Below are 24,626 nucleotides of genomic sequence, written 5' to 3'. Positions count from 1 at the left end.
CAAACATTTAGCAAGTATGTTACCGCAACAAAAAGAGTTCGGCCAACTTTCAGGCCATCTTCAGAACTGGCAAGGCCGCAGCGAATGGTTTTTTAACCGGGAGCACACGGATACCTATGAGCTTTGGTACGAGGGGCGCTATAAAAGAGCGGAAATCTTTCAGAAGAAAATTATTGGCAGCCTGGTCGGGAAAGACGAAAGGGTGAAAACACTGCTTGAATTCGGCTGTGGCACTACCCGTTTTACACGTTGGTGGAAGGAAATCGGTATTGAAGCTTCGGGAGGAGATATTTCCCCGCTCATGCTCGGGCAGGGAGTGAGGCTGTTCGATGGCAACCTGGTGCTGGCAGACGCGCATTTCATGCCCTTCAAAAATGATACTTTCGACGCGCTGGCCTTTATTACTACTTTTGAATATTACCGGGACCCGGTTCACGTTATCCGGGAAGCCGCACGGGTAGCCCGCCATGGCATTGTTTTCGGGATGATGAACCGCAATTCTCCAAAATTTGTGAGAAGACGGGTCCAGCAGTTTTTCGGTAAAAACCCGTTTTATGTCACGGCTACCTTTTATACGCCGCAGCAGTTGGTGGCGTTGGTAGAAAAAGCGCTGGCCGGCAGTCTTTACAAGATTGAATGGACCTGTACAGGGCTTCCCAAGTGGTTCCCGGTGCAGCAATGGGGGCTCCCCTATGGCGACTTTTTCGGGCTTTATGTGCGGTTGGAGAAATGAAAACGAACCAGCAACCCGGCAAAATAGACCGGGAAACCTTTCAGCATACCATCTGGAAAAAAGTAGGGCGGCACCGGCAGGAAGTAATCGCCGGTCCGCAATACGGGGTGGACGTTTCCGTGATCCGGTTGCCCGGGGGCGGTTTCATGGCGAGCGCCAGCGACCCGGCTTCACTGGTGCCGGGCCTTACCCTGGCTGAATCGGCCTGGCTGACCGTGCACCTGACTGCCAACGATCTCGCTACTACGGGACATCTGCCCATGTACGCCCAATTTGTGCTGAATCTGCCTGCGGAAATGAGCACTCCCGACTTTGAAGCTTACTGGACCATGGTACACGAGTACTGTGACGATCTTGGAGTGGCTATTACCGGCGGTCATACCGGAAAGGTGCAGGGACAGGCCTGTACATTTGTGGGTGGAGTAACGATGTCGCTGGTAGCCCCTGAAATTTTACTAAGCAAAAATATCCGCCCCGGCCAGTGCATAATCGTGACGAAAGGCTGCGCCTGGTCTGCTTCGGCTATTCTCGCAAAGGTGTTTCCCGAGACAGTAAAGATGCTTTTGGGCGTGCCGGAATGGGAGAAGGTGGGTGCCTCTTTTCAAGGGCTTTCCGTTGCAAAAGAGGCCGTAGCAGCCTTTCAGACCCGGCAGGTCAGCGCGATGCATGACGTCACGGAGGGCGGCGTTCTGGGCGCTGTTCATGAAATGTGCCTGGCGGGCGGCGTGGGCGCACTGGTCAACACAAGTGTGCTGCCGGTGAGTCAGGCGGTCAGTCGTATTGCCGGCCATTTCGGATTTGATCCGCACTGCAGCCTCGGTTCGGGCGCCCTGCTGATGGCCTGCAATCCCGAAGCAGCCGACACCGTGGTTGACACGCTCGGTACGCTGGAAATTCCTGCTTTTAAGATCGGACATTTTACCAACCGTTTACAGGGCGTAGCCTTATATGAAACCGACCCGGAACATCACCGGATTTTCCTCCCAGCGCAGTACGACGGGTATTGGAATGCCTATTCTGCGGCGCTATCACGTGGATGGAAGTAAGGTGTGAGGGATGAGGTGTGAGCTGTGAGCTGATGCCTACCCTCAACCCTCAAACCTCATACCTCACACCTCATACCTAAAAAACAATGAAAGGCATCTACCTTATTTTAAACCCCGCCAGTCCCCGGTTGTTAGCCGGTCTCGCGGCGGTGCTCGAAACCGGGACAATCGGTTTGGTGCAGATCTGGGATCATTGGCCGGAGGGCCTTGGCAAAGCCGGGCTGGTTTCGGAGATTCTTGCGTTATGCCGGTCGAAAGGTGTGCCGGTATTGGCCAACAATGATGTGAAACTATTGGAAGAATTTGCATTGGACGGAGTTCACCTGGACCACCTGCCCGGGGAACCGCTGGTTTCTTTCCGGAAAAAGCTTCCACCGAAAGCGATAATCGGGCTGACCCTTGGGAACGACCTGTCTGCGTTAACCGGCGCGGAAGCACATCAATTGGACTACGTGTCTTTTTGTTCGGTTTTCCCGTCCGGGTCGGCAGGAGTTTGTGAAATCGTTTCCCGCGAGACAATTTCAAAGGCCCGGTCATTCACCGAACTGCCCATTTTCCTGGCCGGCGGGATCAACGCAACCACAATTTCGAGCCTCCGGGGTCTGGCTTTTGACGGCGTGGCGGTGGTCTCGGGAATAATGGGAAGTGAAAACCCGGCCGCTGAAGCGTTAACTATTTACGGGGGGTTAGGTGTGAGGCGTGAGGCGTGAGGTGTAACCTCATACCTCATACCTCAAACCTCACCCCTCATACCTCAAACCTATCTCCCATGAAAACTTTTTTTGCCGATAAATTGTGTTGTCCTTTTGACCATGCGTCGTTGTCGCTGGCTGAGTTTGTCAAAAACCAGGCGGGTGATATTCTGGAGGGACTGCTGACCTGCCCGACCTGCAAGCGTTATTACCCGATTATTTACGGTATACCGGTTATGACGCCGGATACCTACCGTGAGAAAGCGCTCGAAGCGCCGGTTATGGCCCGTTGGCTGCCCGGTTACCGGGCAAATGGCTTTCAGCTTTTGGTGGACGAACCGGGAGTTGATGATTGAGGCTCGGGGGCCGGTTTCCGATTTCTGATGGTGCGGGTTCCCGGATCCTGGAAAAACTCCGTTATATTTAGCAGGTTGTTTCAGGAGAAGCGACCTTACACCACCTATGAAAGACATCGTTAGATCGGCATACCGGCATCCTTTGCTCGTCGGGGAGGACCTGGAACGCCTGGTAGCTGCGCACCACCGGTGTGAAGTTGAAAAAGGGAAAGTGCTGATACCGGAAGGGCAAGTAGCCGGAGAATATTACATCCTGCAATCGGGGCTGATCCGGGCGTTCGTTCACGACTATGAAGGCAGTGAAATTACCACCGAGTTTTTCGTTGCCGGCGAAATTGCGATTGTACCGGATTCCCTTTTCCAGCGAAGCCCTTCCAAAGAAACCCTGGTGGCCGCGACGAACTCGGTTTTGTGGAAAATTTCATTTGATGATTTTCAACTGCTGTTCCACCAGGTTCCGGGCTTCAGCGAATGGGGGCGTCTATGGTTCACCCAGCAGCTTTTTGCTATGAAGCAGCGGTCGCTCGAAATGATTACGGCCAAGGCCACCGACCGTTATCTGCGGCTGGTGACGGAGAAACCGCAAATTATCCAGCATGTGCCGCTCAAGCAAATAGCGTCGTTTTTAGGCATTACAGATACTTCCCTGAGCAGAATCAGGAAAGAAATCTCCCAGTAGGCGGTGCGGTCGTTTACGCTGCAGCAGTCACGGTGTTGAACCTCAGAGGCTTTGGTAATTTCCCGGTATTAAATTTTGTTTTCTTGTCATTTGGCAAGTGATTCAATGTGGGTGCAGGGGTAACTTTGACTGGTTATAACCGGGGCCACATCCTGGATTACGTCACATACGGACCATTTAATATCAGCACAATATGGAAAACAGGCCAGTAGTCTGGTTCGAAATCTATGTCGATGACATGGAAAGAGCCACGAGCTTTTATGAGAAAGTATTGAATGTAAAACTTACACAAATGTCGGATCCGACGGACCAGGACGAATCGATGATCATGCGCGGCTTCCCGGCCAGTATGGAAAGCCACGGATCGGGCGGCGCGCTCGTAAAAGTGGAGTGGCTGAAAGCAGGCGGGAACAGCAGCGTGGTGTATTTTGAATGCGAGGATTGCGCAGTTGAAGAAAGCAGGGTGGTTGCTGCGGGCGGTAAGGTCCAGCAATCGAAAATGTCGCTGGGAGAATTTGGCTTTTGCACCATCTTTACCGATACGGAAGGGAATATGGTCGGCTTACACTCGATGAAATAAAAGCGTTAACTATTAAACAAAAAAAAGATGCCTAAGATTAATCCATATCTCAATTTTGACGGACAGGCCGAAGCGGCCTTCAACTTCTACAAGTCGGTTTTTGGCGGCGAATTTCTGGGGGGTATTCACCGTATGGGAGATGCGCCCGGCACGGAGAGCCTTTCGGAAGACGAAAAAAATCGTGTGATGCATATTGCGCTGCCTATTGGGAATGACCTGCTCATGGCTTCCGATATCATACCTTCTATGGGCCATGTTCTGAAAGTGGGAAATAACAATTACGTTTCGATTTTCCCGGACTCCCGCGAGGAGGCCGACCGCCTTTTCAATGGCTTGTCAGCCGGCGGAACCGTGGAAATGCCTTTGGCTGACCAGTTTTGGGGCGATTACTACGGAAGCTTTACCGACAAATTCGGCATCGGGTGGATGGTGAATTTCACCGCCCCGAGATAATCGCCGGCACATTTTTTTGTCCGGCTTAGGCGCCATCTGATAAAACTGACTATTCAATGAGCAAGAAAATCACAGTAGAAGCGGTTATTCAAGCCGAACCTGAAAAGGCATGGAACTATTACAATTCACCCGAACATATCACGAAGTGGAATTTTGCTTCGGATGACTGGCAATGTCCGCGAGCTGAAAATGACCTGCGGCCGGGTGGCAAATACGCGGCTCGTATGGAAGCGAAGGATGGAAGTTTCGGGTTCGATTTTGAAGCGGTGTACGACAAGGTGGAAGACGGAAAATCGTTTCAATACACTATGCCCGACGGCCGGGTAGTAAACGCGGAGTTTAAAGACCTGGACGGCAAAACCGGTGTGACGGTTACATTCGACGCCGAGGATCAGAATGACCCGGAAATGCAGAGGGCCGGATGGCAGGCAATTCTCGATAATTACCGGAAGTACACAGAGAATAATTGACCCGACGGATTTGAACTAATCGTCCCGGGTCCGGGGTTGTTGATGTTAAAATGCCTCCAACCTCCTATCAAAGTGCGCGGGGGCTATTGCATAAAAATGTCAAAAACAGAACAACTCAGGCAATCGGTCCTGCGGAGTGTACAGATGGTACGTTACGCGGTCCCCCTCCGGGAGGGCGGTTCGCTGCCCGCCATTGCAGAGGGAGACGACGGGTTCGACTATGTAATCAAGTTTAAGGGTGCGGGCCAGGGAACCCGGGCGCTCATCGCCGAGCTGATCGGAGGGGAACTGGCCCGTGCTGCCGGCCTGAAGGTTCCCGAACTGGTTTTTGCCGAAGTAGACGAAGTCTTCGGACGTACCGAGCCGGACGAGGAGATTCAGGATTTACTGCAGGCAAGTACTGGTATCAACCTGGCCCTGCATTACCTGAGCGGCGCATTTACTTTTGATCCCGTGGTGACTGACGTGGATGCCGACCTGGCATCGCGGATCGTATGGCTCGACGCCTTCCTCATGAATGTAGACCGTACCCGCCGCAACACCAATCTGCTGGTTTGGCACAAGGAGTTGTGGCTGATTGACCATGGGGCCGCCTTGTATTTCCATCACAACGACGACCATTATAGCGCTTATATTGACCGGCCCTTTGCGCAGATCAAGGACCACGTGCTGCTGCGGCGCGCCCGCCGGCTGGAGGACGCCAATGTACATATGAAAACCCTGCTTACCCGGCAGGTTATCACGTCGGTCGTAGCGCAGGTGCCGGACGCATGGCTGGACAATCATGGTGCACCTTTTGACGACCAGCGCCAAGCTTATGTAGATTTCCTTTGCGGGCGACTGGATAAGTCCGATGTATTTGTAAAAACCGCGGAAGATGCAAGGAATGTACTTGTTTGAATACGCGGTGCTTCGCGTTGTGCCCAAGGTAGAGCGGGAAGAATTTATGAATATTGGCGTAGTACTGTTCTGCAAGGAGCTACAATTCCTGGAGGTGAGGTTTGAGCTTGATAACCAGAGACTTCAGACCTTCTGCGTCGACCTTGACCTGCAGGAACTGGCGGCCTATTGTCGCTCTTTTGCCTCAATCTGCCGCGGCGACAAGAAGGGCGGCGAGCTGGAATCGCTCCCGGCGGCATCCAGGTTCAGGTGGTTGACAGCCAAAAGAAGTACCGTACTGCAGGCTTCTGCCGTTCATCCGGGCCTCAGCCCTGACCCGGCAGAAGCGCTTCAGCACCTGGTGAACAAGCTGGTGCTTTGAGCCGTTACAGTTCGCTCATAAGGCGGACGATCTCCATTAAAGCGTGGGTGACCTCTTCCGTTGCGTCTGGAAGATATCGGTTGGCATTGACCGCAAAACAGAGGCGAAGCCCGCTCCGGGTATTGATATAGCCTGCATAGGTACGGGTTCCTTCGAATGAGCCGCTTTTGGCGCGAACGTTTAGCCGGTTCCCGAAGCGGCGGCTTCGTACCGTACCCGCTTCGCCCGCAATCGGGATTCCCTCGTAAAAGGTGCCAAATGACTTGAATTGCGATGCCTTTTGCAGTATTTCGGTAAGGTTATCAGGGCTCAGCAGCGCAGCCCGCGCCAAGCCGCTGCCATCTTTGAATATAACCCCGCCCGTATTGACTCCTTTCAATGCCCAAAAGGAAGTTAATGACTCCGCTGCGGTCGCGAAATCCGGTTTCCCGGCAAGCTTGAGGGCCATTGTTTTGAACATGGCATCGGCGTATATATTTACGCTCCACCAGTTGGTTTCCCTGCAAAGCTGTGACAATGGGGGAGACTGGTAGGTATGCAGCAGTTTTTTTGTACCGGGTTCCGTTTCAATGCCGGCAGTTTCGGGTTGGCCCGAGACGGGGAGACCCTTCCCGGTGAGAAAATCAGAAAAGTAGCCTGCCAGTACCCGCGCAGGATTAAGCAAGGCACCGCGTACCGCCACTTCTTTCCGGCCTCTGGGTACCGAGCCTTCCACTCTTAATATTTTTTCTGCTACCAGGGGGAAAATACGGGCGTCGGTCCCGGACCCTGTCGGTCCCGTTGTTACGCTGTTGACCAGTTTAAATCCGGGAGTTACCGGTTCCGACCGTATCAACAGGGCCGGGGCTCCGGCTTTCGCGTCCGGCCGGAAGATAATCCGCAATACATTTTCATTCCAGTTGAGCCCGGTCACGCCTGCGCCGTAGGCATAGCCGATATCTTTCAGTGCCCACGTATCTTCAAAAGTCCCGCTGTCAAAATAACGGTCATCGGCGATAATACTGCCGGTTATCTTCTTAATGCCCGCGCGTTGCAGGGCGCCCAGCCAATTGTTGAATACCGTTGCCGAATCTGTCTGGTCTTTAAACCTGGAACTGCCCAGGCTCGGGTCTCCTGTCCCCCTGATGTAGAGATTACCGTCCAATGCACCATTTACAATTGCACCGTCGTACTCGAGGTACGTTTCAAAGGCAAAGGTATCACCCAGGATTTCCAACGCTGCCGCCGTGGTCACGAGTTTCATGGTAGACGCCGGCGGGAAGGATTTTTCTCCGTTAAGGTTGAATAGGGACTGACCGTTTTCGAGGTTGATAAGGGAAATACCCAGAAGACCGTGCCGCATACTTTCGCCGGCCTGAAACCGGCCCACGGCGTCCTGCAAGGCTGCCCAGGCCAGCGAATCCGGCGCTTGCCCCCTGGTGATCAAAGGGAGATAAACCAGTAAGATGAAATAATAGCGGCGCATGGTTGGTTGGGAATCGGGAATCAGAGATCGGGAATCAGAGATCGGAAATCGGAGATCGGAAATCGGAAATCAGAAAACGGGAATCAGAAAATAGGGTAGCCAATTGTGACGGCCCTACGCTGCGCGACTGATTTCCGATTTCTGATTTCCGACCTCCCCTTTAACTGACCTCCCCTTTAACTGACCTCCCCTTTAACTGACCTCCCCTTAAACTTAGACGAATAAACTGAGAAATGATTATGTCTTTTTCAATTATTCGTAGTTTTGGCCGCAGAAAACATGAGGTCAAAAAAAGAGCGGTTACCTGAAACGCGGGGAAACGCCTCCTGCATGTGAAGTAGAATTTATGAGATTGACATTTTGGGGAGCCAGCAGGCAGGTGACAGGTAGTATGTACCTGCTGGAAATAGACGATTTCAGAATACTGATCGATTGCGGTCTGGATTTTGATTTGGATGAAAAAGGCAGGAAGCTGCTTTACGAAGAACAGAAAAGTGTATTTCCTTTTGAGCCGTCGATGGTTAATATTGTGTTGCTGACACATGCCCATATTGACCACTCGGGGCAGATACCGAATTTGTACAAAGAAGGGTTTGAAGGCAGGGTAGTGTGCACCGAGCCCACCGCTGCGCTGACGGAGCTGTTGCTTTATGACGTTGCCCGGGTGAACCGGCGGCGGGTCGAAAACCAGCAAACCGGGGCCGCAGGTAAAAAACGGCGCCGGAAGAGGAAAGAGTTTCCCAAAGATCTGTACCTGGAAAAGGACGTCGCTGAAGCGGTCAATAACTTTGTCCCGGTTGCTTTCGGAAAGAGCTACCGGCTTTCTGACCATGTACAGGCGACTTACTACCCGGCCGGCCATCTTTTGGGGGCAGCCCACATTTTCCTGGAGATATTTGAAGGTGGAAAGCGGAAGACCATTTGTTTTTCGGGGGATCTCGGGCGGAAGAATTACCCGCTGCTGGTTGACCCGGCGCCGGTTCCTGCTGCGGACTACCTCATTTGTGAGACCACCTATGGAAACCGCCGGCACGAGGACACCACAACGCCGGAAGATGCGCTGATGGCGGTGATCCGGCGTACCTGCGTGGAAAGGCCGGGAAGGCTGATTATCCCGGCTTTCAGCGTAGGGCGTACCCAGGCTTTGCTGCACGTGCTCAACCGGCTGTATGTGCGTCACAAACTACCGCCTATCAAGGTTTTTTCAGATAGCCCGCTGGCGCACGCTTCTACGCGTGTGTACCAAAAGTATTACCGGATGCTGAACCGTGAAGCGCGCGACTTCCAGGAAGACGAGAATACGCTGTTTGACTTTGAAAACCTGAACTATATTGCCAGTACGGCGGATAGCCACAACCTGAACAATTACAAGGAGCCGTCTATTATTATTTCGGCGTCGGGGATGATCCAGGGGGGGCGGGTAGAGCACCACGTGGCAGCCAATATTCAGAACCCCTATGCGACGATTCTGCTGGTCGGATATGCTTCGGAAGGGACCCTCGGCTGGCGCCTGCTGAACGGGCAGGAACACGTGAACCTCAAAGGAGAAGCGGTTAAAGTTCTCGCGAATGTCGAAAAAATTGACGTATTTAGCGGCCACGGAGACTTGTCTGACCTTGAGAATTTTGTAAAGCAGCAGGACCCGAAACAGCTAAAAACCGTTTTTTTAGTTCATGGAGAAGCTGAAAGTATGCTCTTTTTTAAGTCAGTATTGAACGGACACGACTTCCCGAATGTAGAAATGCCCGAGCGGGGCGCTTCCTACGAACTTTAAAAAGAAAACAACTTCAAGCGCCATCAAACTCACTTTCATGAGAACCTATCTCGATTTTGAAAAGCCCATTGCAGAATTGGAAAACAAGCTTGCAGAAATGATCAAGCTTGCCGACGAAAATAAAGTAGATGTTACCGAAGCCAGCAAATCGCTGGAAAGCAGCATTGTCAAGTTAAGAGACGAAATATTTAATAACCTCACGCCCTGGCAGCGGGTGCAGCTTTCCCGGCACCCGGACCGGCCTTACACGCTTGATTATATCGAGTTGATGTGCGATGAGTTTATAGAACTTCACGGCGACCGGCAGGTTCGCGATGATCCGGCTATTATTGGTGGATTTGCTAAAATAGGAGGGGAGCCGGTTATGATCATCGGGCAGCAGAAAGGCCGTAATACCAAACAGCGCCAGTACCGGAATTTCGGCATGCCTAACCCGGAAGGGTACCGGAAAGCGCTCAGGTTAATGAAACTGGCCGAGAAGTTTAACCGTCCTATCGTTACGCTGATCGACACGCCGGGCGCGTTTCCGGGGCTTGAGGCGGAGGAACGTGGTCAGGGAGAGGCTATTGCCCGGAACCTGAAAGAAATGTTTATGCTGAAAGTGCCGGTTATCTGTGTGGTAATCGGTGAAGGGGCATCAGGCGGGGCGCTCGGCATAGCCATCGGCGACCGCGTGTTTATGCTTGAAAATACCTGGTACTCGGTGATCTCTCCCGAAAACTGCTCCACCATTCTCTGGCGGAGCTGGGATTACAAAGAACAGGCTGCCGAAGCGATGAAAATCACTTCCGGCGACATGCTGGAGCTGAAGCTGATCGACGGCATTATCCGGGAACCGGTTGGCGGCGCCCATGTGAACCACGAGGAAATGGCGGAGTTGTTGAAAAGCAAAATCCTGGAAAGCCTGAAAACGTTGTCGAAGATGTCGCCGGAAAAGAGAATCTCGACCCGGATTGACAAGTTCAGCAATATGGGCGTGGTGCTTGAAAAGTAGAGCCGATGGATCAGTCATATAAAACGATTGTGGTCGGAAATCCTTCCGAACAGAGCGCCCGGAGTCGGGTGCTTGTTGTTTATACGGGTGGGACTTTCGGCATGGTATATGAATCGAAGGGGCGCCAGCTCGTGCCGTTTGAATTTGCCCATGCACTGGATTACCTGCCGGAATTGCAGCGCCTCGAAAAGGAGGTGGTTTTTCTTTCCCTCCACACGCCTATTGATTCTTCTGACATCACGCCGGCGCTTTGGGTGGAATTGGGACAGATTATTAAAGACCGGTATACGCAGTTTGACAGCTTCGTTATTTTGCACGGTACGGACACAATGGCCTACACGGCTTCTGCTTTGAGCTTTTTGCTCGAAGGTCTCAACAAGCCGGTGATTCTGACGGGCGCCCAGCTACCGGTGGGGATTGCGCGGTCCGATGCCCGCGAAAACCTGCTGACGGCATTGGAAATTGCATCGTCAAAGAGTGAGGACGGAAATCCGATGGTGCCGGAAGTATGTATTTATTTTAACTCCTTGCTGCTGCGCGGCAACCGGGCGCGGAAGAAGGAAACCTCGCAATTCAACGCTTTTTACTCGGAGAATTACCCGGTACTCGCCAACGCTGGGGTAAAAATAGACTACAACAGGCCCTACCTGAGGCCTTACCAGCAATTTTCCCAGCTCCTGCTGCACACCCGTCTCGATACCAATGTGGCGTTCATCAAGCTTTTCCCGGGGATTGACACGCGGATTATCCGGGCCATACTCTCGGTAGACGGGCTGAAAGGCGTAGTGCTGGAAACTTTCGGAGCGGGGAATGCTCCCCAGGACCCGGCGTTGATTGCTGCATTGGAAGCGGCAATCGAACGGCAGACGGTGATTCTCAACGTCACACAGTGCGAAGGCGGGCGGGTTGTTCAGGGGCAATACGGCGCGAGCAAGCGACTGGGGGAGATAGGAGTGGTAAGCGGATCGGACATCACGCCTGAAGCCGCTATTACGAAGCTGATGTTTCTTCTCGGTCAGAATCCCGGTTATGCGGAGGTACGCAGGCGACTTTCGAAACCTGTCTGCGGAGAGATGAGCATGTAGGAGGCCGGCATCCTGCCCGGGTTTTTATCTTTTTCTTCCACTAATTCGCAGATTCCGTCTCTTTTCACTTGTTTATAGCGGTTTCATTCATTAGTTTTGCATCCTGATTCATAGAGAGGTGTCCGAGTGGTTGAAGGAGCTACCCTGGAAAGGTAGTATACGGGTAACTGTATCGAGAGTTCGAATCTCTTCCTCTCTACGCATAGTGTTGTAAATGAGTGAGTTATAAATAAACTGCACTTTCTTACACACAAAATTTAGCCCTGAACACACAATTCGGGGCTTTTTTGTTTTACTTCTGAACATACCAAGCATTCCCCAAACCTGGGGCAGGGTAGAGGTCAATCAAACTTTCGATCCCTATCTTCTCTAACTTTGGACAGGCTTGCCTCATGGCAAAAAACTAATCAGTCAATGTGGTGGCGTAATTTTGAACCACGAGGAAAAAAGTGAACGCCCTTAAATTGAAGTTGGTTAACCGCCTACCGGCGGAAAACTCCGCTGGCTTTATTTAATGGTTATTTGATCACTACGCTAATTCTCGCAGCGGCATACTGTTTCGATCATTTCCGAAGATAATCGGAGATCAAAGCCAGATCAGCGTTCTCTGATTGTAGTGATATTTATCCACCGGCCTAGTTTTCCTACTTCATCTTCTTTGTGCGTAAAGCGAATCCATACTTTTGTGCCTTCTGTTCGGAATTCAGACGGGACTTCTGCTCTGTACGAAGTAGTTGAATCCGTCCAGACACTCCATCCCCCACACCATCCGCACATTGTTCCATCATAATTCCCGATAGTTGCTGCCTGTTCTTTTGGCTTGACATCTGAGCAGCCAGTGAATAGTGCGCCTAATACCAGAACTATAAGTAGGTCCTTTTTCATAAGATAAGGTTTTAGCTATTGACCTGGCTAGTTGATAAAAGGTTGGAACTTGGGAGAGAGCCATTAGTTCCGGTGTCCTGATCGGTTGGGGAGTTTTTTTATATCGGTAAATTCGTTTAAAGACGAATTTACAATGTCAGGGAAAGTGATATCATAAAAGCGGGAATTCTCGCTTTTATAAACCTACGAAAACATACATTTATAAAAGCAGGAATTCCTGCTTTTATAGTTGGCTTACTATTAACCGGTTCTATAAAGACCGGAATTCTGGGTTTCATAACGTGTTGATTTTTAGTTCGTTCCATAAAAACCCTGAATTTGGGGTTTTATAACATCCTACATGTCTGACGTGAGCGGAGTTATAAATTGTAACCTTTCGCCCATTCCGATGGACAAATTTGTCCACCGGTGAAAACGGTGTTTGGAGGCTTTGAGTAGATGAGACCAACTTGTCAGGACTCGGTAGGTCTAGCGCCAGCTGTCTTTTTTAATATATTTACTCACTACCCAGCATTATCAAGACACATGAAAGTTAAAGTATTGAGTTTATTTGAAGAGGCTCTCAGTGCTTGTCTAGGTCTTTTCCTGGTTTGGGCTATGTTTTTTAAGGGCGGATCAGCCCAAGAAACTCTTATGGTTGCCTGGATAGTTTCGAGTGAAATCATATGGCTCGTTCTCAAGGTCCGTAGCGTAAACCGAGCCCCCTTTCCTACAGCAAAAGCTTTTCGTACCGACTACGACTTGCCGAAAAGTGGCCGCCGTCTCCGACGGATTATCTATACGACCAATATTATAGAAGGCTTCAATAGGCAGATTCGGAATGTAACAAAGAACAAGGGAGTCCTTACCTCTGAAGTCGCATTAATGTATCTGTAAAATAAAAATTCGTTCCGGACATAGGTATGAAAGAGTACAAATGCTGTTTTTATCATCGTACTCAACTACCTCAACGATGATAATCCGGACATTTACCTTCTCTCTGTGTTTACTTTCCCTGCTTACCCTTTTAGCGATCACCTATCAAAAAAATGATAGCGGAATCACCGGCGACCTGGTGATTATTGACGAATCGCTGCAAGACTATCGCTCACTGGCGGCTGACCTCCCGCCGGGGGCACAGGTGATATACGTCCCCAACAGCCCGGAAGGTTTTCAAAATCTCACCAAACAACTGGCAACGCACGGCAAAGTCAGTCGGGTGCACCTCATGACCCATGGCGCGGAGGGCAATTTTGTGCTGGGGCAGACACAGCTCAACAGCGCCAATATCGGCGAGTACGGCGGCTTTTGGCAAAGCCTGGGGAATGTGCTCGAAAGAGGGAAATCCAGCCTGCTGATTTACAGTTGCCAGCTCACGGCAGGCAGCGACGGTAAGAATTTCGTACAGAACCTGCACCGCATGCTGGGCGTATCCGTAGCTGCTTCCGACGATCAGACCGGCTCCGGGCGCCGCGGTGGCGACTGGGATCTTGAATATGCCGCCGGAAAGATTATCAAAAAGCAGGTATTGAAGTTTCTCGATTTCAAAGGACTGCTCGTGCCCACCTTTACGCAGTTGACCGGAGCGTCCAGCCCGTTCACACCTATGACCATTATGAGCGACAATCAGCTCATCTACGGGGATTTCGATGCCGACGGGGATATTGACATTCATTCTTACGACGGTTCTTCGGTAACCAACGACTTCTGGCAAAATAACGGGAGCGGGTCATTTTCGAAAGTGACCGGGGCGGCCAGCCCGTTTGAAAATGTGTTTGAAAACGCAGTTTTCTATAGCGCCGACAGGGCTTTCGTGGCGGATTGGGATAACGATGGCGACGCCGATATCTATGTTCCGATGCGCAACAGCGCCCAAAACGAGAAAAACTTTTTTTACCGCAACGACAACGGGAAATATGTGCTCCTGAGCGGCGCGTCCAGCCCTTTCAATAACGTCGTTGTGAGCGGGTACAATCAGCTGATCTTTGGCGATTTCGACAATGACGGTGATATTGATTTGCACAACTATCCCGGCAGCCAACTCGACAATGAATTCTGGCGCAACAATGGCAGCGGCGTGTTCAGCAAGGTGACAGGGGCCCAAAACCCGTTTGACAACCTGCCGGGCAAGGCGGCATTTTCCAACGCACAGTATACCTATGTAGCCGATTGGGACAATGACGGTGACGTAGATATTTTAATGACCAGACGGGGAAATACCTCGGTAAGAGAGTACTACCGTAACAACGGCGGTGTTTATTCGCTTCAAACAGGCGCCTCAAATCCTTTCAACGGAATGCCGATCGCTACCGATAACCAGCTTATCTTCGGTGACTTCGATGCGGATGGCGATATTGACCTGCATACCTCGGACGGCTCTTCCACGCTGGTTTTCTGGCGGAACAACGGCAGCGGTATCTTCACGCAGGTAACCGGTGCGGGAAACCCGTTCAATACGCTGCCCAACTCCGGCGCTTTTTATAACAATGCTTTGATGGCTTTCGTGGCTGACTGGGACAACGATCACGATGTGGATGTGTTCACGACCAACTATACTGCTACGGGGCAGAAATATTTTTTTCGTCAGAACGACGCGCCACCCCGGATCACAGCTACCAGCCCCGCCAACCTTGCCGCAGGGGTATCCGTCAGCGGCAATATTTCACTTACATTCAGCCGTGCAGTTACCGGCGCAGGTGGCAAGAATATCCAGATCCGTCGCAGCGACAACAATTCCGTTTTCGCAACCATTGCCGCTAACAGCGCACAGGTGACCGGCAGCGGCACGACTACCATTACCGTTGACCCGGCAACGGACTTCGCCGGTACGACCGGCTACTATGTGACAATCGATAAAGCCGCGTTTGTGGATTCGGAAGGCCGTATTTTCGAGGGTATCAGTAACAATACCACATGGAGGTTTACCACCGGGGCTGCACCAGTGGCGCCTACAGTGACAACCGGGGCTGTGAGCGATATTGCGTTAACAACTGCCCTGCTGAGCGGTACGGTGACGGCCGATGGCGGTGTTGCCGTGACCGAGCGGGGCTTTGTCTGGAGTACCTCCGCAGCACCTACCACTTCGTCCAATAAGGTGGTGGTGGGTTCGGGAACCGGTGCTTTCAATACGACGGCGACGGGACTCCCGCAGGGAACGCAGATCTATGTACGGGCGTACGCCATTAACGCCAAAGGCACTTCCTACGGCAGCGAGGCAGATTTCTACACCCAAACGAGTATATCGTCCATTACTCCGCTGGATGCCAGCCCTGGTAGCGCAAGTTCTGTGACCTACCAGGTGATATTTGCGCAGAGCGTGGTCTCGGTGGATGCTACTGATTTCACGCTGACCACCAGCGGCGTTTCCGGTGCATCCGTTTCCGGCATTTCCGGTTCGGGCACTACCTATACGGTTACCGTGAACACCGGAAGCGGCAATGGAACTATTAAGCTGAACTTTACCGGACTGACCGGCACGGTACCGAATGTGAATGCTGAATTTACCACGGCAGGTGCCTACACGATTTATAAAGTTTCGAACGCCGGCGATTATTACAGAAGCGCGGGACCTAACGGACTCTGGACTACGCCAGGGAGTTGGGAATCATCCCCGGACAACAGCTTCTGGATTACGGCTACATCTTCTCCGGGCAATGGTGCAGCCGGGACGCTCATTGCCGGTGGGCATACGATGCGGATTCCGGGTGCGACAGACCTCAATATCAATAATCTCACGATAGATGGCGTGTTATACTCCGGCGATGCCCAGTTGAATCTGCAAGGCAACTTTACCAACAACGGGACAGTCCGGGGGAATGGCACATTCAGTGGCCTTGGGATGACGAACGCAGGCTCGCTTTCACCGGGAGAATCGCCCGGGGCCCTCGGCTTCACAAGCGGACTGGCCAACCAGGGAACCCTGGTGATGGAGATCGGCGGCACGGTGGCAGGTACGGGTTATGACCAGGTCAAAACCGGCACATTTACTGCCGGAGGCAGCTTGTCGGTATCATTGATCAATGGTTTTACGCCTGCGCTCGGCGATGCGTTTATCCTGGTGGATGCATCCGCCATTACCGGTACCTTCTCCACACTGGACCTTCCCGATATTACTCCCCGCGTTTGGGAAACCAGTTATGAAAACGGCAATTTCACAATCACGGCAGTGAACGACCCCATGCCGGTTACGCTTGTGAGCTTTACAGCTTCGAGGAAGGAATCGGCGGTGGAGCTGACTTGGAGCACTTCCAGCGAGATCAACAGCAGCCATTTCGAGATTCAGCGTAGTCCGGACGGTAAGTTCTGGAAAAACATCGGCACGATTGCTGCGCGTAACTACAGCCCGGAAATTCTGCGCTATCGTTTCGCCGATACGCTTCCTGCACATGCCGTCAACTTTTACCGCCTCCGCATGGTGGATACCGACGGTACGTTTGCGTTCAGCAGGATCGAGCGCGTACGCTTCGCTGAGTCAAGACAACAGATTAGGGTCTATCCCAACCCGGCTACCGAACGGATTTTCCTGGATGCAGCGAACGCGGAAGACATTCAGTCGGTGGAGGTTTATTCGGTTTCGGGCATACTGCATTCTGTGGGTAGGTATACGCAGGCGGGCATTGACGTAAAAGCGCTGCCGCCAGGAATTTTTCTCCTGAAAACGACAAGCGCCAATCGCGAAGTGAGGACTTTCCGTTTTGCAAAACACTGATAAAGTGTTTTAATTAAATTCTGCCTCGTCGCGTCAGGATATAACAGCCGGGAGTATTTGTGTTTATCACGCTTCTCCCGGCTCAATTGCTTATTGCTGACCTTCTAAACCGGTCTTCAGAGAATGCGTTGAAACAAAGCTTCGTTCCGCTGCATAAATGTTCAGGATACGGAAACTGTCCCAAAGGGGATGGTTCGTAGCTTCCGGAAGTTTATTCCGCGCAGCAAACCAAGAGACCGGAACCGTCGCGAAGCAGACAAGAACAGCCGGATTGTATTGGTTTTAGTTTAAATTGCTATCTTCAAACGGCGGGCAAACAGACGCCGCCCTGTAGAATGAGGCGGGCGGGTATCAGTTGCTTTTGCGGCCTGGAGCGCGACTTTAATCAACAATAAACTGAAATGAAATTAGCAGGCACCTGTATTTTGCTTTTAATGCATTTGTTTACTTTTTCACAGACCCGGCCTACAACAATAAATATCGGAATAGATAGCCTGCTGGCAGCGCAAAACCTGGCCGGTGCGGTATGGGCAGTCGTGGACGGAGACCGGATTGATTACGGAGGAACGGGTTTGAAAAACCTCGGAACCGGTGAGAAAATCGATAAAAATGACAAAGTCCATGTCGGTTCCATTACCAAAACCGTGCTGGCGTTGGGCATACTGCGGCTGGCTACGGAAAACCGGTTACATATCGACGATCCTGTACGGCGTTATTTACCGGGGCTGCCTTTGAATAACCCATGGGAGTCTGCAAATCCTGTAACGGTAAGGCATCTGCTTGACCACACCTCGGGCCTCAGCGACATACGGTTATGGCATTTTTTCAGCGACACATCCACTCCCGATGCGCCTCTCAGTGAATTTTATAAAAGAAGCCCCGATGTTCTTAAAATTAATACCCGACCCGGCACCGTGTTTTCATACTCCAATATGGGCTACACCGTGCTGGGAATGCTGATAGAGGCCGTGGTTGGAGAATCCTACGAAACCTACCTCGATAGGAAGCTGCTTCAACCCCTCGGCCTGGAAAACAGTACTTTCCGGTTCGTCTCTCAAAACGCCGACAAACGGTTGGTGATGGGGCATTTTGACAATGGTGACCCGGCGCCTGCCATGCCCATGTACGTCCGTCCTGCCGGGCAGTTCACTACCACCCCTTCGGATATGGGGAAACTCCTGAAGTTCATTCTCGATGAAGGGCGGCTAAACGGAACCGGATTTATCCGCAAGGAATTTATCGGTAAGCTGGGAATCCCGGCAAAAACCATCGCGTCTGAAAACGGACTGAAAAACGGGTATGCGTTCGGGGCTGTCTCCAGGGATCGCCACCGCGTGACAGGCATTGCCCATTCCGGAAATATTGTTGGATTTCACGCGATGTATTACCTCTTCCCCGGGTTGAGAAAGGCTTTTTTTATATCGCACAATATGGACAGTGAGACTGCTGATTACGAAGTGTTCAACCATTTTTTGATTCATTGCCTGGGTATTCCGCCGGAACCTGTGGAACGCGACAGGCCTTATATCGCCGGAAAATCCAAAAAGTGGGATGGGTATTATGTGCCGTTACTTACCCGGATAGAGCCGATGAGACTTTTTGATATAATCGGTTCGCATGTATGGGTGAAGGCTGTACCGGAAGGAATGTCGCTTGCGCCTTTTCAAAAAAAAGAAACAATGTTGAAGTGGGAGAAGGATCAATTGTTTCGCGGGGAAGACAAAACCAATGTCTCGCATTTGTTTTACGAAGGGAAAAACGGGGAGAAATACCTGACTACGGGAATACTGACGCTGGAGAAAACGAACGGGTGGAAGATATTCGGGATCGCGCTGAGTTTTGTCATTGGCGCGCTGGGCTGTTTGCTTCTCCTGCTTTCGGGAATTTACAAATTGGCCGGAGCCGGGAGAGAATTTTTTAAGGAACCGGTTTTCTGGGTGTTTGCAGCCGTGTTCCTGGTTGTTGCTGCAGGCACGGGCGTGCTTTTCAACGGGGTAATTCATATAGGAAATAAAAACGCGGTGACGTTCCTGCTCTTTCTCGCAACTATTTTGTTACCGGCGGGCAGCCTGGTTTCACTCGCGTTGTATGCAAAAAGAATAAAATATAATCTCATGAAACCGGGTTTATGGATCACGGTAAGTGTGCTGCAGCTTGCCGTGCTGCTATGGTGTTACGGCGTTATTCCTTTTGCGACGTGGAGATAATCTGCTGTTCTCACGGTTCCATAATAAGTCGCAAATAGGATCAGCCCGCGCAAAACCTATAAAAAGTAGCTGTTTTTCTTGGTTTCTTTTCTTCGTTCATGGTAAAACGGATCCAGGCTTTTGCGCTGTCTGTTCGGAATTCAGGCGGGACGTCAGCTCTATACCATGTTGTTGAATCCGTCCAGATAAACGTTCCTCCACACTGTCCGCACATGGTGCCATCGTAATTCCCGATAATTACCGCCTGTTCTTTTGGTTGAACTTCCGAACAGTTTGTGAACAGCGCGCCTAATACCGGAACTACAAGTAAGTTCTTTTTCATAAGTTGAGGTTTTGGTAATTGACCTGTCCAGTTGGCAGAAGGTTGGAACTTGGGCAAGGGAGATCGTTCAGGAACTTCGTTTTAATGGATTCCGGTTGCTATTTACGACTCCGTTTACCTATGGTTAATTTTCGCATCAGATCAGCTTTTGCGGATTCAGGAACAACAAGCGGCGTGGTAATATCCTGAAGCCAGAGGCAACTCCCTTCGATCCGGTCAACAAGATGGAGATTAACAATCAGGGAGCGGGACAGCCTGTAAAAAACGGGCGGACTGAAATAGTGCTCTATTTCGGCTATGGAAAGCTGAACCGTTCTGGGTGTCTTTTTATAGACCTCAAAAAGATGGATGGAGTGTGTGCTTTTCCGGGTGGCGATATAAGCCACTTCCGCCTTGACGATTTTTTCAAATCCTTTTTCTACCGGTAAAAAGATGTGATTTTGCGATGGCCCCTCCGACTCTTTAGGCTGCATGCTGAAATTTTGCCAGGCGAGCTCCACCATGCGGACCAGGTCAGGTGCTCTGAAGGGTTTGGTGAGGTAAGCCGCAGGGGTAAAATTTCTCCTGGCGCGAATATAAGTTTCGTTTTCCGTACTTCCCGTAAGGACTACAATCGGTACCTGCCGATGTGCCAGTATCTCCTGAGCCGTGGCGATTCCATCACGGGAACCCGCCAAATGGATATCCAGTATCACAATGTCCGGCATATACGTTACTGCCGCCGAGAGGGCATCATTGAACGAACGTGCGCATGCCGGGACCGTATGGCCTGCCTTTTCCATTGTCCGCCTGAGGTCTTCCGCCACCAGGATTTCGTCTTCTATAATCAGAACGGAGAGTGATTCCATTGATAACAAATAGTCTATATCTCAATAATTTATCACCATTACAAGCGATTCGGTACAGGATCGGAGGGGAAATCCATTATAAAAACTATTCCTCTGTCGTAATAATACGTGAATTGCGCATACAATTGTTCGGCCTCCATTCGGATCAGTTTGATTCCGAATCCGGGAGATGGCATCGTTAGTGCCTGCCTGAATGCAGCAGTAACTTCACCGACCTTTTTTTTTGGCGCTACCGGTTGCATTTCAGCGTATAGTCCCTGTATTCCCGGGCCGTTGTCGGCGATTTCGAGATGAAAATGACGTTTGTTGTTTTTTCTGTAGGTATTGCATTGAAGCCGGAGCGCCGGGTCAGGTATTCCGGGAAATGCATATTTGCATGCGTTGGTAACCAACTCATTGACAATCAGTCCTAGATGGGCAGCCTGATCGGGAGAGAGGTAAATATCATCGATCAAAAAATCGGTGGAAACCTCCCTCAGTCCATAGGTATTAATTACACCGGTTACCAATTCTTCGAGGAAGTCGGGGACAAAAACCATGGCCAGTTGCTGGCCGTCGTACAGCTTTCTATGGAGAATCCCGATGGTTTCCACCCGCAGGCGGCTTTCTTCGATGGCCCGGAGCGCCGCAGGATCTGAGAGTTCGCTGGATTGAAGACTGAGCAGGCTGGACACCGCCTGCAGGTTGTTCTTGACGCGGTGATTTTGTTCCTTGACCAGTAGCTCGTTCTGGCGACTGATCAGCAGGTTCCTTTTGTAAAGGCGATAGAAAACCAGGCTCATTCCGGCCATAACAATCAGAAGAGCGAAAGAGACAACCAGGAATCTCTGCTGCGCTAATAAAGCACGATTGCGAAGGGCGAGCTCAGTATCCTTGGCTTTTAACAGGATGTCTTTCTTTTCCATTTCATACTCTTTTCCGAGCCTGCTGATTGCTCCGTCGCGGTCTGCCGTATAATTTGAAACCTGGAGCTGGTGCGCCCGTTCATTCATTTCGTATGCCTTTTTCCAGTTGCCGGTAAGGCGATAATACCGGGAATACGCGCTCTGGAACCTGTCCAGCAGCCATAGCACGTTGAACGGGTTATGGTCGTAGATTTTTTGAGCCTCATTGAGGTGCGCAAGTGCGGCAGCCGGTCTGTTAAGATCGAGCAGGATTTGGGCGAGGTCTATCTTTGTGACCATCAGCTCACCATCTTCCTTCTTCAGCGTATAGTAATCAGTCGCAACGTTGAAATTCTCGAATAAATGGCTGGTATCCCGGAAACTCTTCCATTTATAGGTAGCCAGGTCCCTGCTGATGCCTGCGATAATAGCTGAATCCCCCGTTCGGTGCCCGATTTGAACGACTTTTTGCAGGTAATACAATCCGCTGTCCGGTCGCGGTCCTGGCAGGTTCGGTTTTTTACCTTTATCCGACCAGTCCCGTTCGTGCATGCTCCTCATATTTCCATAAGCGCGACAAAGGTTTTTGTAGTCCTTGAGGCGCCTCGCCATGTCCATACCCAGGCGCGTAAGCCTCATACATTCTGCATAGTTGCCCTGCGTATAGGCATTGGTGAAAAGCCGCAGATAGAGCCGGCTCAGCTCTCTTGAATCGCCGCGGGGTTCGAGGATTTTAAGGGATTTGTAAAACCATTTATTTGAAAGCAGGATATCTCCCGTTGCTTCGTAGGTTTTGCCGTACAGGTAATAGGCTTCAGCCATCAGCAACGGGTCTTTTTTTGCAATTGCCTCCCGGTAGACGGTGTCCGCATAGAGTAGCTTGTGAGGCTGTGGAGCCAGGAATATTCCTTTTTGCGAAACACCCGAACGGGGGCACAACCACGCGAAAGAAAATAGGAGGCAAAAGAAAAGGTGTTTCACAGAAAAGAAGCGTATCGGGTCTATGCAAAATTAAATAAATCAAAATCGCTAAAAAAGTTGGTTCGTGCCCGATTTGACCGTTTTCGTGCGGGATATACCGTGATTGGTGACAAGGCCTTGTTAGATGGCCGAAAAATGGGGAAGTTCGTTGCATCCAGGCCCATGGGAATAGTCATTTCCAGTTATGGCGCGACCCCGAAGGCCTGTTTCAGTTGAATATAGTCTGAAAGTATATTTTGTGATGTATGCGGGCTTTTTTTACGAGAGTATTTTTATTATCCCTGGTTAATCTAACCATCGTCATTACAGGGATTAAAGCATCGAACGATGAGGTAAGGGCCATAAAAGAGAAGGTCCGGAAAAACAAATTGTATGATGTACCGCTCAAGTATTACGAGGTCAGTTACCCCTACGCTTTTCTGGCAGTAAACGAAAACGATCCAAAAAAAGAAGCGAAAATCCTGAAGATACTTAAGAGGAAATCGGGCTTCAAATGGACGATTATTAAATGGTGGTCAAGATATCTTACGATAGTTCCTGAAATTCTTGTAGGAGAATATGAGCTTTCAGGGAACTATCAAAAGGGCGAACTGGCGGAGGAGATAGGAACGTCGCCCGGAAGGAAATATTCGAAAATATCATTTAGGCCCAGGTATGAGGAGGCTGTATGCCGGAAATACGGTGTGTCGCAGAAGGATTTCGATGAATTTGTTTTATTTCAGCAATTGCAGAATCAGGCGCGGTATCCCTTCGCCAGTTACAAAAATATGGCCGAGTTTTCGAGCGAGCACCGGAAGATTCCGATCGAGCCGCGGAAGATGGTGTCTGAAAAGGGATACCCGTATTATGGAAAGGTTTCTGTAAAAATGCTGGATGAAAAGAAACGTCAGGTAGGGGCTTTCGGTTACGTATATGATAAAGACGTTCAGGTTAAACCCTGGGGTGAGGAGCATACCAGGGAATATTGGTCGAATGTTTCTACGAGCACTACGACGGTAACCTACGAAGTAAGCTGTGACAAAAAGCCGGTCGGGGTCTTCCAGAATGAAGTCAATTCCGTTTCTGAATCATTTGAGGGCAATCTTGCCGGATCGATCCTCTGGACCTTGGCTGCTGAAGGAATAAAAAGATCCAATATCAGGGGGTATGAGGACGAGTTGTTTCGTATGACCCTGATCAAGGCGTGTTATTACGAAGGGGATTCGACCCATCGGGACGCCGCTCACGCAATGGAAAAGTATAAAAAAGCCCGCAAGGAGTATGAAAGCGGAAATTTTTTTCTCGCGTTTCAGTATTCCGAAGAGTCGCTCTGGCTGCGGGAAAATGCGGAATCCTATGAACTAAGGGCAGATATCTACCGGCACTTCAATTATCTTTTAGAGTCCATATCAGATTATCTGACTGCAATTGAGATCAGGAAACGCAAAGGCGATCCTTTAACCGATCTTTACCGGAAGATTGCGATTTCGATGGGCGGACTTGAATTTCAGTCGCTTAAAGACTCGCGAGATTTCTACTTCGAGCGTCACAAGACTTTGGCGACGATCAGTCCTGATATGGCATTGGCGTACATCAGGAAAGCTGACCCGGCCCTGGCCGATCAAATGCGGACACTTAGCCCTAAAGAACAGGCCCTTAAAATTGCAGCATTGAAATGAAAAGTATTGTACGTTTATTATTCTTATGCCTGACAGCTTCTACGGGCTGGTCTCAATCAATAGATTATTTTATTGGAACGAGATATCCAAAGGAGATGGAGAAGCTTCCTGAAATGTCCATGGCCAATATTGGGCACAACTTTTGTAGCGGCTGCTCCACTTATGGAGCTCATGAATTCAAAGGGGTGAATATGAATTATGAACTCGTTTCCAATTACAGAGTTAACTTTACCTGGGAGGAAGAGCTGACGCTCAATCCGTCTACAGATTCAAACGAGATCGTGTATTCGGCGTATGTTATGTATTCCGATAAGGATCAATTTGAGACGGAGGCCAAAAAATTGGACGTAATCTCAAAAAAGAACGGTGAATTCTGGTATGGTGAAAAGCCTGTCTCGCTTTTTGACAAACCCTATAACTACAAAATTAAGCGTATACAATTTGTCGGCGGCAATGGCGCTATGGTGTTGTATCGGGGTTTCAAGATCAGGTATTTTCCGGATTAGGAGACTATAAACTGAATTATGGCCGGAAGTTTTGGAATGTAATTTTAACTCTATCGCCCA

At 50.5% G+C, this 24,626-nt stretch carries 21 protein-coding genes and 1 tRNA gene; 18 read left to right on the top strand and 4 right to left on the bottom strand.

What is annotated here, in order from left to right; translation table 11 throughout:
• Positions 1 to 16 precede the first annotated feature (16 nt).
• The 10 genes from ABD852_RS11425 to ABD852_RS11380 all read left to right on the top strand — a co-directional run bounded on the left by ABD852_RS11425 (position 17) and on the right by ABD852_RS11380 (position 6,270).
• Positions 17 to 733, top strand: a complete 717-nt coding sequence (locus ABD852_RS11425; protein ID WP_345028790.1) for a class I SAM-dependent methyltransferase — start codon at positions 17 to 19, stop codon at positions 731 to 733.
• Complete coding sequence (locus ABD852_RS11420) at positions 730 to 1,779, top strand: AIR synthase-related protein (protein ID WP_345028789.1); 1,050 nt, start codon at positions 730 to 732, stop codon at positions 1,777 to 1,779. Before ABD852_RS11425 ends, ABD852_RS11420 begins: the two co-directional genes overlap by 4 nt.
• A gap of 86 nt (positions 1,780 to 1,865) precedes the next feature.
• Complete coding sequence (locus ABD852_RS11415; RefSeq protein ID WP_345028788.1) at positions 1,866 to 2,489, top strand: thiamine phosphate synthase; 624 nt, start codon at positions 1,866 to 1,868, stop codon at positions 2,487 to 2,489.
• Between the two features lie 59 nt (positions 2,490 to 2,548).
• Positions 2,549 to 2,827: a Trm112 family protein gene (locus tag ABD852_RS11410; protein WP_345028787.1), complete on the top strand. Its 279-nt coding sequence runs from the start codon at positions 2,549 to 2,551 to the stop codon at positions 2,825 to 2,827.
• A 106-nt stretch (positions 2,828 to 2,933) separates the two neighbouring features.
• Positions 2,934 to 3,506, top strand: a complete 573-nt coding sequence (locus tag ABD852_RS11405) for a Crp/Fnr family transcriptional regulator (protein WP_345028786.1) — start codon at positions 2,934 to 2,936, stop codon at positions 3,504 to 3,506.
• Between the two features lie 193 nt (positions 3,507 to 3,699).
• On the top strand, positions 3,700 to 4,086 hold the full coding sequence (locus ABD852_RS11400; protein WP_345028785.1) for a VOC family protein: 387 nt from the start codon (positions 3,700 to 3,702) through the stop codon (positions 4,084 to 4,086).
• 27 nt (positions 4,087 to 4,113) lie between these two features.
• On the top strand, positions 4,114 to 4,539 hold the full coding sequence (locus ABD852_RS11395) for a VOC family protein (protein ID WP_345028784.1): 426 nt from the start codon (positions 4,114 to 4,116) through the stop codon (positions 4,537 to 4,539).
• 56 nt (positions 4,540 to 4,595) lie between these two features.
• Positions 4,596 to 5,009, top strand: coding sequence for an SRPBCC family protein (locus ABD852_RS11390; protein WP_345028781.1), 414 nt, complete (start codon positions 4,596 to 4,598; stop codon positions 5,007 to 5,009).
• Between the two features lie 96 nt (positions 5,010 to 5,105).
• Positions 5,106 to 5,909 carry a HipA family kinase gene (locus tag ABD852_RS11385; protein WP_345028780.1) on the top strand — a complete coding sequence of 268 codons (804 nt, stop codon included), beginning with the start codon at positions 5,106 to 5,108 and terminating at the stop codon, positions 5,907 to 5,909.
• Positions 5,887 to 6,270 (top strand): DUF3037 domain-containing protein, encoded by a 384-nt coding sequence (locus ABD852_RS11380; RefSeq protein ID WP_345028779.1) that lies wholly within the window; start codon positions 5,887 to 5,889, stop codon positions 6,268 to 6,270. The genes ABD852_RS11385 and ABD852_RS11380 overlap by 23 nt, the downstream gene beginning before the upstream one ends.
• Positions 6,271 to 6,274: 4 nt before the next feature.
• On the opposite strand, the gene dacB is transcribed toward ABD852_RS11380, so the two are convergent.
• Positions 6,275 to 7,735 (bottom strand): D-alanyl-D-alanine carboxypeptidase/D-alanyl-D-alanine endopeptidase, encoded by a 1,461-nt coding sequence (gene dacB / locus ABD852_RS11375; RefSeq protein WP_345028778.1) that lies wholly within the window; start codon positions 7,733 to 7,735, stop codon positions 6,275 to 6,277.
• Positions 7,736 to 8,081: 346 nt separating this feature from the next.
• On the opposite strand from dacB, the gene ABD852_RS11370 reads away from it, so the two are divergent.
• The 6 genes from ABD852_RS11370 (at position 8,082) to ABD852_RS11345 (ending at position 19,367) form a co-directional block, all read left to right on the top strand.
• The gene (locus ABD852_RS11370; protein ID WP_345028777.1) at positions 8,082 to 9,509 is read left to right on the top strand and encodes an MBL fold metallo-hydrolase; all 1,428 of its coding nucleotides are present in this window, start codon (positions 8,082 to 8,084) and stop codon (positions 9,507 to 9,509) included.
• 37 nt (positions 9,510 to 9,546) lie between these two features.
• Positions 9,547 to 10,503 (top strand): acetyl-CoA carboxylase carboxyltransferase subunit alpha, encoded by a 957-nt coding sequence (locus tag ABD852_RS11365; protein WP_345028776.1) that lies wholly within the window; start codon positions 9,547 to 9,549, stop codon positions 10,501 to 10,503.
• Positions 10,504 to 10,508: 5 nt separating this feature from the next.
• A complete protein-coding gene (locus ABD852_RS11360) occupies positions 10,509 to 11,588 on the top strand; it encodes an asparaginase (protein WP_345028773.1) in 1,080 nt (359 codons plus the stop codon).
• Positions 11,589 to 11,700: 112 nt separating this feature from the next.
• Positions 11,701 to 11,787: transfer RNA gene (locus ABD852_RS11355), tRNA-Ser, on the top strand.
• A 1,638-nt stretch (positions 11,788 to 13,425) separates the two neighbouring features.
• Positions 13,426 to 17,160: a DUF4347 domain-containing protein gene (locus ABD852_RS11350; RefSeq protein WP_345028772.1), complete on the top strand. Its 3,735-nt coding sequence runs from the start codon at positions 13,426 to 13,428 to the stop codon at positions 17,158 to 17,160.
• A gap of 401 nt (positions 17,161 to 17,561) precedes the next feature.
• A complete protein-coding gene (locus tag ABD852_RS11345) occupies positions 17,562 to 19,367 on the top strand; it encodes a serine hydrolase domain-containing protein (RefSeq protein ID WP_345028770.1) in 1,806 nt (601 codons plus the stop codon).
• A gap of 40 nt (positions 19,368 to 19,407) precedes the next feature.
• On the opposite strand, the gene ABD852_RS11340 is transcribed toward ABD852_RS11345, so the two are convergent.
• The 3 genes from ABD852_RS11340 to ABD852_RS11330 all read right to left on the bottom strand — a co-directional run bounded on the left by ABD852_RS11340 (position 19,408) and on the right by ABD852_RS11330 (position 22,243).
• Positions 19,408 to 19,689 (bottom strand): hypothetical protein, encoded by a 282-nt coding sequence (locus ABD852_RS11340; protein ID WP_345028769.1) that lies wholly within the window; start codon positions 19,687 to 19,689, stop codon positions 19,408 to 19,410.
• A 98-nt stretch (positions 19,690 to 19,787) separates the two neighbouring features.
• A complete protein-coding gene (locus tag ABD852_RS11335; protein WP_345028768.1) occupies positions 19,788 to 20,537 on the bottom strand; it encodes a response regulator transcription factor in 750 nt (249 codons plus the stop codon).
• Positions 20,538 to 20,575: 38 nt separating this feature from the next.
• Positions 20,576 to 22,243: a sensor histidine kinase gene (locus ABD852_RS11330; RefSeq protein ID WP_345028766.1), complete on the bottom strand. Its 1,668-nt coding sequence runs from the start codon at positions 22,241 to 22,243 to the stop codon at positions 20,576 to 20,578.
• A 404-nt stretch (positions 22,244 to 22,647) separates the two neighbouring features.
• Here ABD852_RS11330 and ABD852_RS11325 point away from each other — a divergent pair, with 404 nt between their 5' ends.
• Both ABD852_RS11325 and ABD852_RS11320 read left to right on the top strand, forming a co-directional pair.
• The gene (locus ABD852_RS11325) at positions 22,648 to 24,060 is read left to right on the top strand and encodes a hypothetical protein (protein ID WP_345028765.1); all 1,413 of its coding nucleotides are present in this window, start codon (positions 22,648 to 22,650) and stop codon (positions 24,058 to 24,060) included.
• A gap of 95 nt (positions 24,061 to 24,155) precedes the next feature.
• Complete coding sequence (locus ABD852_RS11320) at positions 24,156 to 24,566, top strand: hypothetical protein (RefSeq protein WP_345028764.1); 411 nt, start codon at positions 24,156 to 24,158, stop codon at positions 24,564 to 24,566.
• Positions 24,567 to 24,626: the final 60 nt, after the last annotated feature.

Source organism: Ravibacter arvi, assembly GCF_039540405.1.
Classification (GTDB): domain Bacteria; phylum Bacteroidota; class Bacteroidia; order Cytophagales; family Spirosomataceae; genus Ravibacter; species Ravibacter arvi.
Note: the sequence above shows the minus strand (reverse complement) of the source record. Positions and strands in the feature narration are given on the sequence as shown.

Coding starts and splice junctions, on each gene's coding strand:
- ABD852_RS11345 (WP_345028770.1), top strand. CDS start 17,562: ATGAAATTAGCAGGCACCTGTATTTTGCTTTTAATGCATTTGTTTACT.
- ABD852_RS11400 (WP_345028785.1), top strand. CDS start 3,700: ATGGAAAACAGGCCAGTAGTCTGGTTCGAAATCTATGTCGATGACATG.
- ABD852_RS11330 (WP_345028766.1), bottom strand. CDS start 22,243: ATGGCTGAAGCCTATTACCTGTACGGCAAAACCTACGAAGCAACGGGA.
- ABD852_RS11360 (WP_345028773.1), top strand. CDS start 10,509: ATGGATCAGTCATATAAAACGATTGTGGTCGGAAATCCTTCCGAACAG.
- ABD852_RS11370 (WP_345028777.1), top strand. CDS start 8,082: ATGAGATTGACATTTTGGGGAGCCAGCAGGCAGGTGACAGGTAGTATG.
- ABD852_RS11420 (WP_345028789.1), top strand. CDS start 730: ATGAAAACGAACCAGCAACCCGGCAAAATAGACCGGGAAACCTTTCAG.
- ABD852_RS11335 (WP_345028768.1), bottom strand. CDS start 20,537: ATGGAATCACTCTCCGTTCTGATTATAGAAGACGAAATCCTGGTGGCG.
- ABD852_RS11390 (WP_345028781.1), top strand. CDS start 4,596: ATGAGCAAGAAAATCACAGTAGAAGCGGTTATTCAAGCCGAACCTGAA.
- ABD852_RS11405 (WP_345028786.1), top strand. CDS start 2,934: ATGAAAGACATCGTTAGATCGGCATACCGGCATCCTTTGCTCGTCGGG.
- ABD852_RS11380 (WP_345028779.1), top strand. CDS start 5,887: ATGCAAGGAATGTACTTGTTTGAATACGCGGTGCTTCGCGTTGTGCCC.
- ABD852_RS11395 (WP_345028784.1), top strand. CDS start 4,114: ATGCCTAAGATTAATCCATATCTCAATTTTGACGGACAGGCCGAAGCG.
- ABD852_RS11365 (WP_345028776.1), top strand. CDS start 9,547: ATGAGAACCTATCTCGATTTTGAAAAGCCCATTGCAGAATTGGAAAAC.
- ABD852_RS11320 (WP_345028764.1), top strand. CDS start 24,156: ATGGAGAAGCTTCCTGAAATGTCCATGGCCAATATTGGGCACAACTTT.
- ABD852_RS11425 (WP_345028790.1), top strand. CDS start 17: ATGTTACCGCAACAAAAAGAGTTCGGCCAACTTTCAGGCCATCTTCAG.
- ABD852_RS11325 (WP_345028765.1), top strand. CDS start 22,648: ATGCGGGCTTTTTTTACGAGAGTATTTTTATTATCCCTGGTTAATCTA.
- ABD852_RS11340 (WP_345028769.1), bottom strand. CDS start 19,689: ATGAAAAAGAACTTACTTGTAGTTCCGGTATTAGGCGCGCTGTTCACA.
- ABD852_RS11350 (WP_345028772.1), top strand. CDS start 13,426: ATGATAATCCGGACATTTACCTTCTCTCTGTGTTTACTTTCCCTGCTT.
- ABD852_RS11410 (WP_345028787.1), top strand. CDS start 2,549: ATGAAAACTTTTTTTGCCGATAAATTGTGTTGTCCTTTTGACCATGCG.
- ABD852_RS11415 (WP_345028788.1), top strand. CDS start 1,866: ATGAAAGGCATCTACCTTATTTTAAACCCCGCCAGTCCCCGGTTGTTA.
- ABD852_RS11385 (WP_345028780.1), top strand. CDS start 5,106: ATGTCAAAAACAGAACAACTCAGGCAATCGGTCCTGCGGAGTGTACAG.
- dacB (WP_345028778.1), bottom strand. CDS start 7,735: ATGCGCCGCTATTATTTCATCTTACTGGTTTATCTCCCTTTGATCACC.